Here is a 16,976-nt window from a genome sequence, read left to right on the forward strand (position 1 = left end):
GGTGACGCGCCGGAGGACGCTCAGGGCGCGGGGCGTGAACGTCAGCACGGTGTTTCGCCTCCTTGTCTGGTACTTCGGTTCCTCCACTCCATCCAGACACCCGCGCGGACCCCCGACAAGGTGGTCGACCGCATTGACCGGACCTCGACCGTCGATCGTCATGAGACTGCAACGTGACGGACAGCAGACCTGTCACCTGGCGAGGTCACGGTGGTCGACATGGCTGCCGAGATCGTGCTCCCGCTGCGGGACGCGGGGATGGACGTCGCCTTCGACGACCTCGAGCGCAACCTCGAAGTGGTGCTCGCGGCGGGGCCGCGGACGCTCGTCCTCGACATGGGGGCGGTGGAACGCGTCTCCTCGACGGTCGTCGCGGTGCTGCTGTGGACCAGGCGGCGCTGCTCCTCGCAAGGTGTCGAGCTCGTCCTGCGCCGCCCGTCCCGACGGCTGCAGGAGACCCTCGACCGCACCGGGCTGTCGCAGGTGCTGGCGGTGGAGGGTGCGGACCGGCCGGGCGGCACCTCCCGTCCCGGGGTGAGCGCGGGCGGCGGACGATGAGGGCCGACCGGTTGACGGCACAGATGGAGGAGCTCGTCGGGCCGCCGACGCTCCCCGGTGTCACGCGGTTCGACGTGCTGTGCCGGCCCGGGGTCGTCGAGACCGTCCTCGGCCTCGTCGACCGGTGGGCGTCCGACCGGGCACTGTCGGAGGGCTCCGTCACGCGGCTGGAGTCGTTGATGCGGGTCACCCTCGCCCACGGCCTGCGGTTCGGGCCGAGGAGGCTGACGCTCCTCATCCGGTGGCAGGACCTCGAGCGGGTCCGGGTCGACGTCCGCTGGTCGGGTTGCTCCGACGCGGCGGCTGCCGACCAGGGCGGGCACGACCTCCAGGCGACGATCGCGACACTCGACGCCCTGGCAGCGGACTGGGGGGTGGCGCGCGACGACGGCGGCTGGCTCCAGTGGATCGTCGCCGACACGGAATGAGGCCCCGGTCCCTCACCCGGCGGCCGGTGCCTCAGCGACGCGGACAGCCGATGGCGCCCGGTGCGCGGAGCCGGGCGGGCAGGAGCTCGGCGTAGTCGCTCGCGCGCACGGGCTCGTCGGTGAGCACGCCGCCCGGCAGCGGGACCTGCACCGGCTCGCCGTCGTCGACGAGGACGACCGAGCGGACCGTCGGGGCGGATGTGACCGTCAGCACCACCTGCCCGACCGCCACCGGCAGCTGCTCGGCGCTGAGCGGCGTCTCCGGCTCGATGCCGATCTCGGCCGTGCCGTCGCGGAGGTCGACCAGGTCGAGGCCGAAGTCCGGCGGGACGGCGGAGGACCTCCCGGCGGCCCGCGTCTCCTCGGACGGCCCGGCCACGAGCTCGGCCAGCAGTCGCTCCACCAGTGTCGCGGGGTTCTCGGAGCAGGTGCCGCCGGTCGCCTCCGGGACCAGCCGCTCGCCCCCGGTCCAGACGACGACCGGCGCCCGCGCCGGGCCACCGATCGGCGCCGGAGGCGCGGAGGGACTCGGCGGGTCGAGCAGTCCGTAGGGGACCTCGTCGTCGTCGACGGTGCGCACCGTGCCGCTGCCGGGCACCCCACACGAGAGGAAGGTCGCCGCGGCGGCCACGACCACGACCACGACCGGCGTACGCCGACCGCCCGCGCGACGCGTGCTGGGCACGGTCATCGCTCCCCCGGGCCGCGGCCGGGAGCCGGACGACGAATACCGCGCCGCCGCCCGGTCCGTCCGTGCACCAGACGTCACCACCGTGGGCATGGACGATCTGCTGGACGATGCTGAGGCCGAGACCGCTGCCGGTGCCGGCCTTCTGCCCGCCCGCGCGGGCGAAGCGCTCGAAGACCCGGCTGCGGTCCGCGGCGGCCACGCCGGGCCCGTCGTCCGCCACCCGGATGTCGACCACGTCGCCGCCGTCGGCGATCGTGACGCCGGTGAGGCCGTCGCCGTGGAGGTCGGCGTTGCGGAAGAGGTTGGTGAGGGCTCGCAGCAGCTGGACCCGGTCGACGAGCAGGGTGGGGTCCGTGCCGTCGGGCGGCTCGGTCGCGACCAGGTCGGACGGGTGGCCGGTCGTCCGCAGCGCCTGGTCGACCAGCTCCCGGGCGCCGATCGCCACGCGTTCCCCCTCGGCGGGGTGGCCGGCGTCGAGCTTGCCGAGCGTCAGCAGGTCCTCCAGGGCCCGGTGGAAGCGGGCGAGCTCGTCGGCCATGAGGCGCACCGCCTGCTGCGCCCTCGGTGACAGGTCGGGAGCGCCCTGCAGCAGGCTCAGGCTGGTGGTCAGCGTGGTCACCGGGGTCCGCAGCTCGTGGCTCACGTCGGCGGCGAACCGGGCGTCCTGCTCGATCCGCCGGTTCAACGCGTCGACCATGTGGTTGAACGACCCGACCAGGGCGGCCAGGTCCGGGTCGTCGGTGCGCTCCAGGCGGGTGGTGAGGTCGCCGCCGGAGACCCGGACCGCGGCGGTCGTCACCTCCGCGAGCGGCGTGAGCAGCCGCCGGCTCATCGCGCGCCCGACCAGCGCACCTCCCAGGGTCGTCACGGCTGCGCACACCGCGAGGGCGAGCGCGAGGGTCCACAGCGTCCGGTCGAGCTCCTCCACGACCGACACCTCGTAGTACTCGGCGTCGACGGCCGGGAGCGGGATCCCGACCACCACCGCCGAGGGATCGGTGGCGTCGGTCCACCCGACGCCGACCGAGCCGTCGCCGACCACCGGCTGCAGCGCGGCCGTGAGCTCCGGCCCCGCGCCGTCCAGGCCGGACGAGTACCACTCGCCGTGACGGCGTACGTAGACGACCGCCCCCGCCGGCGGGCTCAGCGAGCCGAGCACCTCGTCGACCTCGGCGCCGGAGGTCTGCAGGTTGGCCCGCACCAGGGCGCTGTCGGTGAACGCCTGCCGGATCGCGGTGCGCTCGCGCTGCTCGACCAGGAAGTGCCGGACCGAGAAGTAGGTGCTCACGGCGAGGATCGCCGACAGGGCGAGCGCGCCGAGGGCGAAGACCAGCGTCACCGACGCCCTGAGACCCCGCGTCGGCCGGGCGGTCATCGGACGACGTCGAGCCGGTATCCGAGGCCGCGGACCGTGACCAGGAGGACGGGGGAGCCCGGGTCGGTCTCGAGCTTCTTGCGCAGCCGCCGGACGTGGACGTCGACGATCCGCTCGTCGCCGAAGAAGCCCTGCTCCCACACGTGCTCGAGCAGCGAGCTCCGGCTCAGCACGAGCCCGGCGTGGTCGACCAGCACGCTGAGCAGCCGGAACTCGGTGTTGGTCAGGTGCACCTCGTCCTCTCCGCGCTTCAGGGCGGCTGCCCCGCGGTCGAAGACCAGCGGACCGTTCCGGGCGTCCAGCACGAACGCATCCGCCTCCCGGGGCTGGCTCGCGCCCATCGACGGACGTCTGAGCAGGGCCTTGATCCTGGCCTTCACCTCGTCGACCAGGAACGGCTTGGTCACGTAGTCGTCGGCTCCTGCCTCCAGGGCCGCCACGATGTCCTCGACCCCGTCGCGCGCGCTCACGACCACGATCGGCGCCTCGGTCTGCGGGCGCGCCCGTTGGATGAACGAGAAGCCGTCCATGCCGTGCAGCATCAGGTCCACGAGCATCACGTCGACCCCTTCCGGGTCGGCCACGACCTCGAGGCCGCTCTCCGCGTCCGCGGCCTCGACGACCTGGTAGCCCTCGTCCTCGAGCACCATCCGCAGGGACGCCCGGAGTCCGGCGTCGTCCTCGAGCACCAAGAGCCGAGTCATGCCCTTCATGATCGCACCCGCCCAGGCGTGGCTGGTGTGGCGGCGTCGGGCATGGGTACCCACCTGACCAGTGCTGGAGGCGGTGCCCGCTCGGCGCCCGCCACCGTGCGTGACCGATCGAGGGGAGCAATCTGGTGCACGAGACGATCACGAGGATGATGGACACCTACCCGGCGGAGATCGACGACCGGGAGCTCCTCGCCGCGTGCGTCGCGGCGTGCGTCGAGTGCGCCCAGGCGTGCACTGCCTGCGCCGACGCGTGCCTGGGCGAGGAGTCGGTCGCAGACCTGACGTCGTGCATCCGCAGCGACCTCGACTGCGCCGACGTGTGCGAGGCGACGGGCAGGATCCTGTCCCGGCACACCGGCGGCGACGCCGCTGTCACCCGCGCGGTCCTCCGAGCCTGCGCGCAGGCTTGCAGGTCGTGTGGTGACGAGTGCGAGTCGCACGCGCAGATGCACGAGCACTGCCGGGTCTGCGCCGAGGCCTGTCGGCGCTGCGAGGAGGCCTGCAACCGGGTCCTGGCCGCGATCGGCTGAGTCGGGCCGGTGCTCACGCGTAGGGGGCGATCCCGGGTGCGACCACCTCGCGGAGCGGCCACGCTCGAGACGTACAGCGGACCCGAGGGTCGCCGGTGACCTGGCTCCTGGCGTGCCAGGTCGGCCTCGCGGTCGGCGTCGTACTGCTCGGACGTGCCCTCGGCACCCGCGTCTTCCTGGTCGCCGCCCTGGCGCCCGCGGCGGCGTTCGTCTGGCTGGCAACGCAGGTCCGGACGGTCGTCCACGGCAACCCCGTCGCCGAGTCCTGGTCGTGGGCACCCGCCCTGGGGCTGGAGGTGCACCTCCGGCTGGATGCCCTGGCGCTGGTGCTGGCCCTGGCAGTGACCGGGATCGGTGCGCTCACCCTGCTCTACGCCCGCTGGTACTTCGACGGTCGACGCGAGGGTGTCGGCAGGACCGCCGGCGTGCTGCTGCTCTTCGTCGCCGCGATGCTCCTCGTCGCCCTCGCGGACAACCTCCTCGTGCTCTACGTCGCGTGGGAGGTCACGACGGTCTGCTCCTACCTGCTGATCGCCGACGACGGTCGCAAGGCGGAGTCCCGTCGCGCGGCCGTGCGCGCGCTGCTGGTCACGACGAGTGCCGGGTTCGCGATGCTGCTGGGCTTCCTGCTGCTGGGACACCAGGCCGGGACGTACCGGATCTCCGAGCTGGTCGACTCGGCGCCGGTCGGCGGCATCGGCTCGTTGGCCGTCGTCCTGGTTCTCGTCGGGGCACTGGCCAAGTGCGCCCAGGTCCCGTTCCACCCCTGGCTGCCCGAGGCGATGGTGGCGCCGACGCCGGTGAGTGCGTACCTCCATGCCGCCGCCATGGTGAAGGCGGGGGTCTACCTGGTGGCGCGGCTGGCGCCGGGTCTCGCCGAGTCCGTGCCCTGGCAGCCGCTGACCGTGGTGGTGGGCCTCGCGACCATGGTCCTGGGAGGGTGGCGGGCGCTGGCCCAGACCGACCTCAAACGACTGTTGGCCTACGGCACCGTCGCACAGCTCGGGTTCCTGGTCGTCCTGGTCGGCGCCGGCAGCCGTACGGCTGCACTGGCCGGCGCCGTGATGCTGGTTGCGCACGCGCTGTTCAAGTCCTGCCTCTTCCTCGTGGTCGGGGTGATCGACCACGCCGCCGGGTCCAGGGACCTGCGGGAGCTGTCGGGTCTCGCGCGCAGAGCACCCCTCCTCCTCGTCGTTGCCGCCCTCGCGGCAGCGTCGATGGTCGGGCTCCCGCCAACGGTCGGCTACCTCGGCAAGGAGGCCGCGCTGGAGGCGTTCCACACCGATGCCTGGGGAGGGGCATGGGTGCTCGCCGGCCTGGTGCTCGGGTCCGCCCTCACCGTCGCCTACACCTGCCGCTTCCTGTGGGGAGCCTTTGCCGGCGGCTCCGACGCCGCCGCGGACTGGCACGCGCCCCGACCGGGGTTCGTGGTCGCGCCGTCGATCCTCGCGCTCGCCGGCCTCGCCGTCGGACTGTCTCCCTCCCGGATCGGCGAGCTGGTCACGCCGTACGCCGACGCGCTGCCCGACCCGGGGAAGACCTACCACCTGGCGTTCTGGCACGGTTTCACCCTCGTCGTCGTGCTGTCGGTCTCGACGCTCGTCCTGGGCGTGGCGCTCTTCCTCGGTCAACGGTTGCTGTCGCCGCTGCACGGCCGGTTGGCGGGACCGGTGCGAGCGGTGAAGGTCCAGGACCTGGCCGCCCGGGGTGTGTTGTCGGGCGCCACCTGGCTGACGAGGAGGGGGCATGCACGAGCGCTGCCCACCCAGCTCGCCCTGACGCTCACGGCGGTCGTCGCCCTCCCGTTGTTCTTCCTCGCGCCGGTCGGCGTCGCCCGGCCACGCTGGTGGGACTCCCCCTGGGAGGCTGTGGTCGCGGGACTGGCCGTGGCGGGCGCACTCGGTGTCGTCGTGGTCCGCGCGTCGCTGGTGGCGGCACTCGTGCTCGGGGTCGTCGGCTACCTCGTCGGCGTGTTCTTCGTGCTCCGCGGCGCGCCGGATCTCGCACTCGTGCAGGTGCTGGTGGAGACGCTGACGTTCGTCGTGTTCGTCCTCGTCCTCCGCCGGATGCCGCGGTCCGGCTCGGGCCCTCGGCAACGGCTGTGGCCGCTCCGCGTCGTGATCGCCCTCGCGGTCGGCGCGGTCATGACCTGGTCCACGTTGACGATGTCGAGCCGGCACGCCCGCTCGGAGCCGTCCCCGGCCTACCTGGAGGAAGCTCCCGCGCACGGCGGTCCGAACGTCGTCAACGTGATCATCACGGAGTACCGCGCGCTCGACACGCTCGGCGAGGTCACCGTCCTCGTCCTCGCGGCGACGGCCATCGCCAGCCTCGTCCTGCGCAGGACCCGGATGGGCGGACCGCCCAGCCCGAGCGCCCACGCAGACCCCGTGCCAGGAGGACCGTCGCATGAGTGAGCAGCCCCGGCAGCCGTCAGGCTCGGGCGAGCCGCCGCAGGACCGGCTGCTCGCCGGCAGCCGTTACCTCGACCCGACGTCCCGGAGCGCCCTGCTCGAGGCGTTGGCCCGGGTGGTGCACCCCACCACGCTGGTGATCGCGGCGTACCTCCTGCTCGTCGGCCTCCACCACCCGGGGGCGGGTTCGCCGCCGGTCTCGTCGTCGGCCTTGGGCTGCTGTTGCGTCGGCTGGCCGGTGGTCCCTACGAGCTCGGTACCGCGACCCGCTTCCCGCCGGGGGTGCTCCTGGGCGGCGGGCTCGTCGTCGCTGCGGGCTACGGCGTCGCCGGCCTGCTGACGAGCGGCGACCTGCTGCACGGAACGGTGGTCCACGTCGAGCTGCCCGTCCTGCCGACCTACGAGCTGCCGACCTCACTGGTCTTCGAGGTCGGCGTGCTCATGATCGTCGTCGGACTCGCGCTCGACGTGCTGCGGACGCTGGGGGGCGAACAGGAGAAAATGAACGCTGCCAACCTGACGATGGCCCTGCTGGTGGGATCCCTGTTCTCCGCCGGCGTCTACCTCCTGCTGTCCCGTTCGTTGGTGCGGGTCGTGATGGGAGTCGTGCTGCTGGGCCACGCCACGAACCTGCTCCTGCTGCAGTCCGGCGGCCGCGCCGGAGCGCCTCCTGTGTCCGGTGAAGCCGGCTACGAGGCCGTCGCCGACCCGCTGCCGCAGGCGATGGCACTGACCGCCATCGTCATCACCTTCGCCGTCAGCGCCCTTCTCCTGGCCCTCGCCCACCGGAGCCACGAGCTGAACGACAACGAGGAGGTGCCGACGCACTCGGGCCCCGACGAGGAGGACCCGTGACCGTCGACCAACTGCTGGTGTCGCTGCCGGTCGCTGCGCCTCTGCTCGCCGCCGGTCTGAGCCTGCTGCTGAGTCCGAGTCCCGGCGCGCAGCGGGTGCTCGCCATCACCGTGCTGACCGGGGTCCTCGTGGACGGTGTGCTGCTGCTCCAGCGGGCCGACGCGCACGGGCCGGTGGTGGCACAGGTCGGCGGCTACCGGGTGCCGCTCGGCATCACCCTCGTCGGCGACCGGTTCTCGGCGCTGATGCTGGTGACGTCGACCGCGATCCTCCTGGCGGTGCTGGTCTACGCCGTGGCGCAGGGGTCCAGCGAGTCGAGCGTGGGCAACGTGCCATCGGTGTTCCACCCCAGCTACCTGGCCCTGACGGCCGGCACGGCACTGGCGTTCCTGACCGGCGACCTGTTCAACCTCTTCGTCGGGCTCGAGGTGATGCTGATGGCCAGCTATGCCTTGATCACCCTCGGAGCCACCCGCGAGCGGGTGCGCGCAGGCTCCACCTACATCGTCACCAGCCTCCTGTCGTCGATCCTGCTGCTGACCGCGATCGCGCTCGTCTACGGCGTCACCGGCACCCTCAACCTCGCCCAGCTCTCGGAGCGGACCGCCGAGCTTCCAGAGGACGTCCGGAGCTGGTTGAGCGTGGCCCTGCTGGTGGCGCTCTCCATCAAGGCGGCGATCGTGCCGATGCACTGGTGGCTCCCCGAGAGCTATCCCCCGGCACCGGCGCCGATCACCGCGGTCTTCGCCGCGCTCCTCACCAAGGTCGCGGTGTACGCCGTCATCCGCACCCAGTCGCTCCTGTTCCCGCGCGACGAGCCGTGGCTGCTGCTGCTGGCTCTGGCCGCGCTGACCTTCCTGGTCGGGAGCATCGGGGCGCTCGCGCAGAAGAACCTCCACGGCGTGCTGTCGTTCCTGCTGGTGGCGCACATCGGGTTCATGCTGCTCGGGCTGGGGATCTCCAGCGCAGCGGGCATCGCCGGATCGGTGGTGTACCTCGTGCACCACATCGTCGTGCAGGCTGCACTGTTCCTCGGTGTCGGGCTGGTGGAGAGACACCGCGGCACCGCGTCGCTGCGGAGGCTCGGCGGTCTCACCTCGACCGCTCCGCTGCTCTCCGTCCTGTTCCTGCTACCAGCGCTCAGCCTGGGTGGGATGCCGCCCCTCGCAGGCTTCGTGGCCAAGCTGGCTGTGCTCCGTGCCGCGGTCGGTGCGGACCACGGCCTCACGCTGGGGGTGGCGGGCGTCGCCCTCCTCGCCAGTCTGGCCACGCTCGCGTTGGTGGCGCGGGTGTGGGCCGAGGCCTCTGGGGCGAGCCCGGCGAGGTCGTGCCCGATCCTGATCCCAGGGACGCCCTCGAGCTGGGGACGACCACCGGCAGCCCGCTGATGGTCGCCGCCACGGCCGGCGTCGTCGCGCTCGGGCTGGCGGTGGCCATCGGCGCCGGGCCGCTGGCCGACGTCGCTGCCCGGGTGGGGACGGACCTCCGCGGCGGCGACAGCTATCGGGAAGCGGTGCTGGGAGGTGGCGGGCGATGACGGTGCGGCGGCTCGAGCTCGCACGCCGGGCGCTCGCGGCACTCTGGCTGGTGCTGGTCTGGCTGCTCCTGTGGGGAGACGTGCGCCCCGACCTGGTGGTCGGTGGCGCCGCGGTCGCGGTCGCGGTGCTGAGCTGGTCACGGCTCCCGCCGCTGCGGCTGAGGACCCGCACCCGGTGGCGACGGCTACCCGGCCTGGTCCTGCGGTTCGCCGTCGACCTGGTCCGTTCGTCGTGGGGGGTCACCGTGACGACGTTCCGCTCGGGGCGGGACACCCGCTCGTCGCTGATGACCCTCCGGATCCCGGACGACGTGCCCGACACGGCCATGCTCCTGGTCTGCAACCGGTTGTCCCTGGAGCCAGGCTCGATCGTCGTCGACATCGACCGGGCGCGGGAGCGGCTGTACGTGTACCAGCTCGACACCCCGGACCGTGAAGCCGTCGAGCGGACCCGGCGCCAGGCCCAGCGGCTGGTCGACGACGTGCTCGCGACCTTCCCCGCACGGAAGCCCGACGACGCGAACGGAGGTGACCGGTGACGGCATTGATGGTGACCGCGGCGTCGGCGCTGGTGGTCGCTGCAGCGCTCGTGCTGGTGCGGTTGCTGATCGGCCCCAGCCTGCACGACCGTCTGGTCGCCCTCGACACGCTCGTGGTGCTGATGGTGTGTGGCGTCGTCGTCCGCTCGGCGCACCTCGGCGAGGTGCACGCCCTGGTGCTGCTCGTGCTGGTCGCCCTCGTCGGCGTACTGAGCACCCTGACGGCGGTGCGGCTGATCCCGGAGGAGGAGCAGTGATCGTCCTGGAGTGGATCGGTGCCGTGCTCATGGTGACCGGCGGGCTGCTGAGCGTCGTCGCAGCCGTGGGCATGCTCCGCCTGCCCGACGTCGCTGCTCGTCTGCAGGCGGCCACCAAGCCGCAGACCCTCGGGTTGATGCTGATCGTCGTCGGGGCCGCTCCGTTCCTCGACGCGTGGTCGGCGATCGGGATGCTGGTGCTCCTCGTGACGTTCCAGCTCGTGACGGCGCCGGTGCTCGCGCAGCTCGTCGCGCGGTCCGCCTACCGCGCAGGGGCCTGGCGGAAGGACAGGTTGGTCCTCGACGAGCTGGCCGAGTCGGAGGAGTCGTCCTGATCGTCCGTCGTGGGGATGTGGCAGCGGCCCGGGGGTACGGGACCACCCATGACGAGCGCGCGACACAGCCCGGACCGGATCGCCGAGCCGTGGGGGACCCGGACGCCGTACGGTGCCGGCGCGCCGTGGCCGATCCGCGTCGACTCCTACCTCGACGGTGGGCTCTCCCACGACCAGGTCGACCGGTGGGTGCAGTCGGCGTCGATCCTGCACTCGAACGGCGACGGCATCGACATCGCCGTGAAGGGCGACCAGGTCGTCGGGGTCCGCGGCCGGGCCGTCGACCGGGTGAACCACGGGCGGCTCGACCCGAAGGACCTGTTCGGCTGGCAGGCCAACCGCTCACCCGACCGGCTCCGACGACCTCTGGTCCGTCGCGACGGAGAGCTCGTCGAGACCGACTGGGACACCGCGATGGACGCGGTGGCGGGACGGACCAGGGAGCTCCTCGAGGAGCGCGGACCCAGCTCGATCGGCTTCTACACCACTGGTCAGCTCTTCCTGGAGGAGTACTACACCCTCGGCCTGATCGGTCGCGGCGGCATCGGCACCAACCACATGGACGGCAACACCCGGCTCTGCACGGCCACCGCCGCCGCGGCGTCTCAAGGAGTCGTTCGCCTCCGACGGCCAACCGGGTTCCTACACCGACATCGACCACGCCGACGTCATCTGTCTCTACGGGCACAACATGGCGGAGACCCAGGTCGTCACCTGGACCCGCATCCTCGACCGGCTGGCCGGACCGAACCCGCCGGCGATCATCAGCGTCGACCCGCGGCCGACGCCTGTCGCGCGCGCCGCCGCGGAGCACGGCGTGCACCTCGCTCCACGGCCCGGCACGAACGTGATGCTGATGAACGCCCTGCTGCACGAGATCGTCCGCAACGGCTGGGTGGACCGGGACTACGTCGAGCAGCACGCGGTCGGCTTCGACGAGCTGGAGAAGATGCTGGAGGGCTACCCGCCCGAGCGGGCCGCCGAGGTCTGCGACGTCGCTGCCGACGACATCCGGCGCGCCGCCCACGTCATCGGCACGGCCGAACGGCTCCTCTCGACGGTGCTCCAGGGCTTCTACCAGTCGCACCAGGCCACCGCGGCGGCAGTGCAGGTCAACAACATCCACGTCGTGCGCGGCATGCTGGGTCGGCCGGGGTGCGGGGTGCTGCAGATGAACGGTCAGCCCACCGCACAGAACACGAGGGAATGCGGCGCGGACGGCGATCTCCCCGGTTTCCGAAACTGGTCCAACGACGCCCACGTCGAGGACCTGGCCCGGGTGTGGAACGTCGACCCGATGACGATCCCGCACCACGCTGCACCCACCCACCTGATGCAGATGATGCGCTACGTCGAGGACGGCTCGATCCGGTTCCTCTACGTCTCCTGCACCAACCCGGCGGTGTCGCTGCCCGAGCTGCGCCGAGTCCGGTCGGTCCTGGGCCAGGACCGGCTGTTCCTCGTGGTCCAGGACATCTTCTTGTCGGAGACCGCCCAGCTCGCAGACGTCGTCCTTCCCGCCGCGACCTGGGCTGAGAAGACCGGCACCTTCACCAACGCCGACCGCACGGTGCACCTCTCGGAGAAGGCCGTCGAACCGCCCGGTGAGGCCCGTCCGGACCTCGACATCTTCATCGACTACGCCCGCCGCCTCGACCTCCGGGACAAGGACGGTCGACCGCTGGTGAAGTGGAGCACCGCCGAAGAGGCGTTCGAGGCCTGGAAGGAGTGCACCCGGGGACGACCGTGCGACTACACCGGCATCACCTACGACAGGCTCCGTGGCGGCAGTGGCATCCAGTGGCCCTGCAACGAGGAGAACCCCGACGGCACCGAGAGGCTCTACGCCGACGGGCAGTTCTGGGCCGCGCCCGACTACTGCGAGTCCTACGGCCGCGACATGGTCACCGGGGCGCCGGTGTCGCCGACGGAGTACCGGGCGCTCAACCCCCACGGCAAGGCGGTCATCAAGGCAGCGGAGTACCTCCCGCCCCACGAGCCCGTCTCAGAGGACTTCCCGTTCCAGCTCATCACCGGCCGCACCCTCTACCACTTCCACACGCGCACCAAGACCGGCCGGGCGGCTCAGCTGCAGAGGGCGGCACCCGACGTCTGGGTGGAGGCCTCCGCCTCCGACGCGGCCGAGCGAGGCTGGACGGAGGGCGACGTCCTCCGCGTCTCGACCCCGCGCGGCGAGGTCACCGCCAAGCTCCGCATCACCGGCGTCCGGCGCGGCGTGCTCTTCCTGCCCTTCCACTACGGCTACTGGGACCGCGACGGCGGCCCCGGCGCCGGGGGTCACACGCGCGCGGCCAACGAGCTGACCATCACCGACTGGGACCCTGCGTCGAAGCAGCCGCTCTTCAAGACCGCGGCGGCCGCCGCCGAGCGGATCGCAGGGGCCGACGGAGCACCCTCACCGGCGCCGACCACCACCGCCTCACGACCGGTCGCGGACGGCGTCGTCGGCACCGTCGGCGGTCCAGACGCCCGAGCCGACGAGGCCCCTGCCCACGGAGGTGACCCGGTGAAGCCGACCATCACGGCAGCCCTTCCGGCCTGGGCAGCAGCCCTGAGGGACGGGGAGGGGAACAAGGTCGGCGTGGTCATGGCAGCGCTCCACAGCGCCGAGACCGAGCTCGGTCAGGAGCTCGTCGCCCTGTCCGACCGACACGAGGACGACCACGAGATCTTCCACGTGGCACGGGACATCGCCCGCTGGTCCGACGAGCACGTCCGACGGTTGGCCGAGACGGGCGACGCCTACGGCGTGAGCCTGAGGCACGAACCCGCGGAGGGTGCGGACCTGATCTCGAAGGTGCGGCAGAAGGGCGCCGAGCTCACCGGACGGAGGCAGGAGACCGCGCTGCTGCTCCTTGCGGACCTGCGCCGCGTCCACACCATGGCAGCAGGGGTCTCCGTCGACTGGGAGGTGCTCGCCCAGGCGGCCCAGGTGATGAAGGACCGCCAGCTGCTGGGTCTGGCATCGGACTGCCATCCCCAGACCCTGCGCCAGCTGCGATGGGCGAACGCCAAGATCAAGGACTCGGCCGCACAGATCATCGTCAGCTGATGGGGGAGACGTCGCCCGGGGTCACGACCGTGGTGCTGCGGCCGTTCGCAACGCCGCTGCCACTCGGCTTCCTCGGCCTGTTCGTCGCCACGGCGGGATTCGCCTCCTTCCAGCTCCAGTGGGTCGAAGCCGACCAGAGCACCACCATCGCTCTGGCGGTGCTCGGCCTCACCGTTCCGGCGCAGCTGCTGGCTGCCGTCTTCGGGTTCCTCTGCCGCGACCCGATCGCCGCGACCGGCATGGGGATCCTGGCCGGGACGTGGGCCGCTGCTGCGTTGGCGACCCTGACCTCGAGCCCGGGCGCGACCAGTCCGGGGCTCGGCATCGTCCTGCTCGCTGCCGGAGCCGCCATGCTGGTGCCCGCGTCGGCGGCCTTCGACAAGCCGGTCGCGGCGGCTGTCACTGACGCTGGCAGCGGTCCGGTTCGTCGTGACGGGCGTCGCCGAGCTCGTGGGTTCGCAGTCCTGGCTCACGGCCGCCGGTTGGGTCGGGATCGTCCTGGCGACGGTGGCGCTCTACGCGGCCGCTGCGTTCGAGCTCGAGGGCGCCCGGCAGCGCCGGGTGCTGCCCCTCGGTCGCCGGGGGTCAGCTCGGACCGCCGTCGGTGGCGAGCTCGACCAGCAGGTGGCGCAGCTCGCCCGCGAGGCCGGTGTCAGGCAGCAGCTCTGAGTGCGCCGGCTGCCTCGACCCCGTGAGTCCGCCGCTCGGCACCTCGTCGACGTACGGCACCGCTCGGATCCTCACCGTGCGTCGTCGAGCAGCGCGACTGCCCGGCAGGCCGCACGCACGGGCTCGTCGAGCCACTGGGGGACGGGGTCCCCGATGAGGCTGCGCACCATGCCGAGAGGGGTGTCCCGGGCGGCGAGCGCGACGATCTCCAGCCCCCGCTTGGTGACGCGGCCGTAGCGGCGGCGGGCCAGGTCGGAGAGCAGGCGGCCCACCGGAGCGTTGAGGTCGCGCAGGTCGTCCTCGAGCCCGGGCGGCGGGTCCTCGACCAGGTCGCGGTAGCGGAAGACCGTGAGCATCCGCGCGTCACGTGGGTGAGCGCGACAGAACCGCGGCACCAGCAGACCGGTCTCGACGATGGCCTCGACAGGATCGGCGACGGTGGTGATCCGGTCGAACTGCGCGTGGTAGCGGCGGACGGCGCGGATCCAGGCTGCGGCGAACAGCGCGTCGCGGGAGGCGAACCGGTGGTAGATCGAACCGGAGGGGTGCGCCGAGCAACTGGCTGACGTGCGCGACCGTGGCCGAGCGCCAGTGCTCGTGCACTGCCGCAGTTGCCCCGTCGAGGATGGCATCGGCGGTGAACTTAACCGGCTTGACCACGGCCGCATCCTACCTCCAGCCTAGAGACGGCCATCTAGAAGACAGTCTCTAATACCGATCTCGTGGGAGGACGGATGCACGCACGCATCGAGCGCACGGCCCTGTGCCTGGTGGCGGTCGCGGTGGTGCCGTACACGGCGCTGAAGGTGCTCTGGCTGGCGGGAGGCACCGCAGGCGCCAGGACCGCGGACCAGGTGTCCGAGCTCCACAGCACCCGCATGGTCGTCGGCAACGTCGTGACCATCGGGCTCGAGCTGCTCGCGGTGGCTCTGGCGGTGGCGCTGGTCCACCCCTGGGGTCGCCGGGTCCCCGCGTGGATGGTGCTCGGGCTCGCCGCAGGAGCGACCGGACTGCTCGCGCCCATCCTCGTGGGTCTCGGTCTCGGGAGCGCGCTCCAGCTGCTCGCCGACGGCGACCTGCGCACCGGCGGCATGGAGGACATGAGTCCGTGGGTGTTCGCGGTGGCGTACGGCGGCTTCGGGCTGCTCGCCGTCGGCATCGGCCTCCTGGCGTGGCGCTACACGCTCGACCGGTGGGGACGTGAGCTCGCGGGTCCGCCCCGCCGGCCAGGAGGGTGGGCCGTCGCGGCCGGAGCCGTGGGGTTACTGCCGTTCGGCTCGTGCATGGTGTGGTGGGGTCTGCTCGGGCCGGGGGAGAGCGGGCCGCAGGGCATGGACGCCGTCTCCCAGCGCACGGTCCTCGTGGTGTCGGGTCTGCTGGCGGTGGCCGGGTGGCTCGCACCGCTGCTGACACGTGCCTCGTCGTCGCCCAGGGCCCGGGCCGCGTGGCTGGTCACGTGGACCGGCTGCACCGCGGCCGCGATGCAGGCCGTGGCCCAGGGGCTCCTCGCCAATCGCGGCAACCCGACCCCGGTGCTGGTGCTCCTCGCCTGCCTCGCGGTGCCCGGCGCTGCGACGTACGGTCTCGCCGTCCTGCGGCGCCGTCTCAGCGAGCCGGAGGCGTCGAGGCGGCTCGAGGCCGGCGCGGCGTGACCGGGTCGCCGCACCGCCCAGGGGCGGAGAGTGCGTCCCAGTGCCACGACTCCGCGGCATACTGACGGAAGCCGAACCGGGCGGCGTGGCGCCGCAGGAACCGCCAGACCCGGCTCGCGGGGTCCTCGGCGCGCCGGTCGCACGACCGCCCACCTGTCACCCGCGTGCCTGAGAAGTCGACGGCCACTCCCAGCTGGTGCTGCGAGTGCCCGGGCGGAGCGACGAGCGTGTGGTCGCCGCGTCGGCAGCCGGGGTCCTCGCGACAGAGGTCCCGCTGGTGGCGCATCGTCCGGAAGGAGCTGTTGGCCGAGAGCCGGAGGCCTTCCCGCCGGGCTGCCTCGACCAGGGCCCGCACGGCGCCGGAGATGCGCGCGTTGACGACGGCGCGGCCCCGGGCGCCCGGCACGTGGTAGCGGCTGCTGGCGGTGCTCTCCGCTCCCGAGCTCGGGAGGTGCGGCACGGCGCACAACCGTACGGCGACGCGTCGCCCGTCGACGTAGCCCGCGCGGACCCCGACGTCGCGGGTGCCCGGTGCGCATCGGAGTGCCGTCGAGTCCGCTCGCAGGTCGCCGACCGGGCGGGTCGGGACGGGGCGAGGCGTGAGCGTCACCGCCGACCCCGGCGGTGCGTCCCACCGTGCCCTCTCGACACGCAGGACGGTGCGCGCGAGGACGGTGCGGTCGGCCGGGCAGCCGCCGACGGGGCACGCCGCGACGGGCGGCTCGGCGGTCCCCACGTCGTCCGGGCAGGGGACGTCGGTCAGGGTTAGCGGCGCGTCCACGCCCGGGTCCAGGCGCAGCCGGCCACAGGCCTGGCCGGTGCTGGTGGTCCCGGTGAGGGGCGTCGTGCCAGGTGCCGTGGGCGACCACCAGGAGGTCGTCGGTGCCCCGCTCCTGACGGTGGAGACCGATCGACGTCGCCTTCCCGGCGAGGTACCCGCTGGCCGCGAGGCGGCGCAACCAGCGGGTCACGTCGTGGCTCGTGACCTCGAACCCCGAGGCACGGAGCAGGGCGACGGCCTCCCCGAGGTCGCGGTGCGTCCGGTGGAGCGCGTCCCGCGCCAGCTGGTCCCACCTGTCCGGGCGCGGGTCGTCGAGCGCGCGGACGACTCCGATGGCCACGACCGCCAGGACCACGCTCAGCAGTGACGACAGCGCGAGCGACGGACGACGGCCGGGCATGGCGGCGATCCTCGCTGTGCGGGTCCCGGGGGTCAAAGACGACCGCGACACTTCGCCGATAGCCGTTCCGACTGGAGCCGGTCGAACCCGGTCATGACGAGGCGACCCTCATAGCCGATCGCTATCGACCCGGTTCGCTCATAGTCTTTGACTCTGGTCAGCCCGGCCC

General features: G+C 72.6%; 20 protein-coding genes and 1 pseudogene. 17 read left to right on the forward strand and 4 right to left on the reverse strand.

The features are described from left to right. Positions 1-219: 219 nt before the first annotated feature. Complete coding sequence (locus MF408_RS17540; protein WP_240248765.1) at positions 220-558, forward strand: STAS domain-containing protein; 339 nt, start codon at positions 220-222, stop codon at positions 556-558. An 11-nt stretch (positions 559-569) separates the two neighbouring features. Next, positions 570-986, forward strand: a complete 417-nt coding sequence (locus tag MF408_RS17545) for a hypothetical protein (protein ID WP_240248766.1) — start codon at positions 570-572, stop codon at positions 984-986. 31 nt (positions 987-1,017) lie between these two features. Here the strand turns inward: MF408_RS17545 and MF408_RS17550 are convergent, their stop codons facing one another. Next, positions 1,018-1,671: a GerMN domain-containing protein gene (locus MF408_RS17550; RefSeq protein ID WP_240248767.1), complete on the reverse strand. Its 654-nt coding sequence runs from the start codon at positions 1,669-1,671 to the stop codon at positions 1,018-1,020. A gap of 94 nt (positions 1,672-1,765) precedes the next feature. Here MF408_RS17550 and MF408_RS17555 point away from each other — a divergent pair, with 94 nt between their 5' ends. Further along, positions 1,766-2,245 (forward strand): hypothetical protein, encoded by a 480-nt coding sequence (locus MF408_RS17555; RefSeq protein WP_240248768.1) that lies wholly within the window; start codon positions 1,766-1,768, stop codon positions 2,243-2,245. A gap of 803 nt (positions 2,246-3,048) precedes the next feature. Here MF408_RS17555 and MF408_RS17560 read toward each other — a convergent pair. Further along, positions 3,049-3,756, reverse strand: coding sequence for a response regulator transcription factor (locus MF408_RS17560; protein WP_240248769.1), 708 nt, complete (start codon positions 3,754-3,756; stop codon positions 3,049-3,051). Positions 3,757-3,890: 134 nt separating this feature from the next. Between MF408_RS17560 and MF408_RS17565 the strand changes: the two genes are divergently transcribed. The 12 genes and pseudogenes from MF408_RS17565 (at position 3,891) to MF408_RS17620 (ending at position 13,974) form a co-directional block, all read left to right on the forward strand. Then, positions 3,891-4,295, forward strand: coding sequence for a four-helix bundle copper-binding protein (locus tag MF408_RS17565; protein ID WP_240248770.1), 405 nt, complete (start codon positions 3,891-3,893; stop codon positions 4,293-4,295). Positions 4,296-4,390: 95 nt separating this feature from the next. Beyond that, on the forward strand, positions 4,391-6,712 hold the full coding sequence (mbhE, locus tag MF408_RS17570; RefSeq protein WP_240248771.1) for a hydrogen gas-evolving membrane-bound hydrogenase subunit E: 2,322 nt from the start codon (positions 4,391-4,393) through the stop codon (positions 6,710-6,712). Next, complete coding sequence (locus tag MF408_RS17575; protein WP_240252192.1) at positions 6,705-7,049, forward strand: hypothetical protein; 345 nt, start codon at positions 6,705-6,707, stop codon at positions 7,047-7,049. Before mbhE ends, MF408_RS17575 begins: the two co-directional genes overlap by 8 nt. Further along, positions 6,932-7,564, forward strand: coding sequence for an NADH-quinone oxidoreductase subunit K (locus tag MF408_RS17580; RefSeq protein WP_240248772.1), 633 nt, complete (start codon positions 6,932-6,934; stop codon positions 7,562-7,564). The genes MF408_RS17575 and MF408_RS17580 overlap by 118 nt, the downstream gene beginning before the upstream one ends. Beyond that, positions 7,561-8,952 (forward strand): proton-conducting transporter membrane subunit, encoded by a 1,392-nt coding sequence (locus MF408_RS17585; protein WP_240248773.1) that lies wholly within the window; start codon positions 7,561-7,563, stop codon positions 8,950-8,952. The genes MF408_RS17580 and MF408_RS17585 overlap by 4 nt, the downstream gene beginning before the upstream one ends. After that, positions 8,952-9,101, forward strand: coding sequence for a hypothetical protein (locus MF408_RS17590; protein WP_240248774.1), 150 nt, complete (start codon positions 8,952-8,954; stop codon positions 9,099-9,101). Before MF408_RS17585 ends, MF408_RS17590 begins: the two co-directional genes overlap by 1 nt. Further along, a complete protein-coding gene (locus MF408_RS17595) occupies positions 9,098-9,640 on the forward strand; it encodes a Na+/H+ antiporter subunit E (RefSeq protein WP_240248775.1) in 543 nt (180 codons plus the stop codon). Before MF408_RS17590 ends, MF408_RS17595 begins: the two co-directional genes overlap by 4 nt. Next, a complete protein-coding gene (locus tag MF408_RS17600) occupies positions 9,637-9,897 on the forward strand; it encodes a monovalent cation/H+ antiporter complex subunit F (RefSeq protein WP_240248776.1) in 261 nt (86 codons plus the stop codon). The genes MF408_RS17595 and MF408_RS17600 overlap by 4 nt, the downstream gene beginning before the upstream one ends. After that, positions 9,894-10,232, forward strand: coding sequence for a monovalent cation/H(+) antiporter subunit G (mnhG, locus tag MF408_RS17605; RefSeq protein WP_240248777.1), 339 nt, complete (start codon positions 9,894-9,896; stop codon positions 10,230-10,232). Before MF408_RS17600 ends, mnhG begins: the two co-directional genes overlap by 4 nt. A gap of 48 nt (positions 10,233-10,280) precedes the next feature. Further along, positions 10,281-10,775, forward strand: a pseudogene (locus MF408_RS25795) (molybdopterin-dependent oxidoreductase); the annotation flags it as partial. Between the two features lie 148 nt (positions 10,776-10,923). Further along, positions 10,924-13,305, forward strand: a complete 2,382-nt coding sequence (locus tag MF408_RS25800) for a molybdopterin-dependent oxidoreductase (protein ID WP_275693214.1) — start codon at positions 10,924-10,926, stop codon at positions 13,303-13,305. A gap of 450 nt (positions 13,306-13,755) precedes the next feature. Beyond that, positions 13,756-13,974, forward strand: coding sequence for a hypothetical protein (locus MF408_RS17620; protein ID WP_240248778.1), 219 nt, complete (start codon positions 13,756-13,758; stop codon positions 13,972-13,974). A gap of 71 nt (positions 13,975-14,045) precedes the next feature. On the opposite strand, the gene MF408_RS17625 is transcribed toward MF408_RS17620, so the two are convergent. Next, on the reverse strand, positions 14,046-14,606 hold the full coding sequence (locus tag MF408_RS17625) for a TetR/AcrR family transcriptional regulator (protein WP_240248779.1): 561 nt from the start codon (positions 14,604-14,606) through the stop codon (positions 14,046-14,048). A gap of 102 nt (positions 14,607-14,708) precedes the next feature. Here MF408_RS17625 and MF408_RS17630 point away from each other — a divergent pair, with 102 nt between their 5' ends. Further along, a complete protein-coding gene (locus MF408_RS17630; RefSeq protein WP_240248780.1) occupies positions 14,709-15,626 on the forward strand; it encodes a hypothetical protein in 918 nt (305 codons plus the stop codon). Here the strand turns inward: MF408_RS17630 and MF408_RS17635 are convergent. Next, entirely contained in the window at positions 15,580-16,407 is an 828-nt protein-coding gene (locus tag MF408_RS17635) for a D-alanyl-D-alanine carboxypeptidase family protein (protein ID WP_240248781.1), read from the reverse strand. The two genes, MF408_RS17630 and MF408_RS17635, sit on opposite strands and share 47 nt — an antisense overlap. A 52-nt stretch (positions 16,408-16,459) precedes the next feature. Between MF408_RS17635 and MF408_RS17640 the strand changes: the two genes are divergently transcribed. Then, entirely contained in the window at positions 16,460-16,774 is a 315-nt protein-coding gene (locus MF408_RS17640) for a hypothetical protein (RefSeq protein WP_240248782.1), read from the forward strand. Positions 16,775-16,976 lie beyond the last annotated feature (202 nt).

It is taken from the genome of Nocardioides sp. TF02-7 (assembly GCF_022437945.1).
In the GTDB taxonomy this organism is placed as follows: domain Bacteria; phylum Actinomycetota; class Actinomycetes; order Propionibacteriales; family Nocardioidaceae; genus Nocardioides.

Excerpts from the sequence above, each read along its gene's own strand:
- MF408_RS25800 (WP_275693214.1), top strand. The coding sequence starts at position 10,924 with ATGGCGGAGACCCAGGTCGTCACCTGGACCCGCATCCTCGACCGGCTG.
- MF408_RS17555 (WP_240248768.1), top strand. The coding sequence starts at position 1,766 with ATGGACGATCTGCTGGACGATGCTGAGGCCGAGACCGCTGCCGGTGCC.
- MF408_RS17590 (WP_240248774.1), top strand. The coding sequence starts at position 8,952 with ATGGTCGCCGCCACGGCCGGCGTCGTCGCGCTCGGGCTGGCGGTGGCC.
- MF408_RS17540 (WP_240248765.1), top strand. The coding sequence starts at position 220 with ATGGCTGCCGAGATCGTGCTCCCGCTGCGGGACGCGGGGATGGACGTC.
- MF408_RS17625 (WP_240248779.1), bottom strand. The coding sequence starts at position 14,606 with ATGCCATCCTCGACGGGGCAACTGCGGCAGTGCACGAGCACTGGCGCT.
- MF408_RS17595 (WP_240248775.1), top strand. The coding sequence starts at position 9,098 with ATGACGGTGCGGCGGCTCGAGCTCGCACGCCGGGCGCTCGCGGCACTC.
- MF408_RS17560 (WP_240248769.1), bottom strand. The coding sequence starts at position 3,756 with ATGACTCGGCTCTTGGTGCTCGAGGACGACGCCGGACTCCGGGCGTCC.
- MF408_RS17575 (WP_240252192.1), top strand. The coding sequence starts at position 6,705 with ATGAGTGAGCAGCCCCGGCAGCCGTCAGGCTCGGGCGAGCCGCCGCAG.
- MF408_RS17630 (WP_240248780.1), top strand. The coding sequence starts at position 14,709 with ATGCACGCACGCATCGAGCGCACGGCCCTGTGCCTGGTGGCGGTCGCG.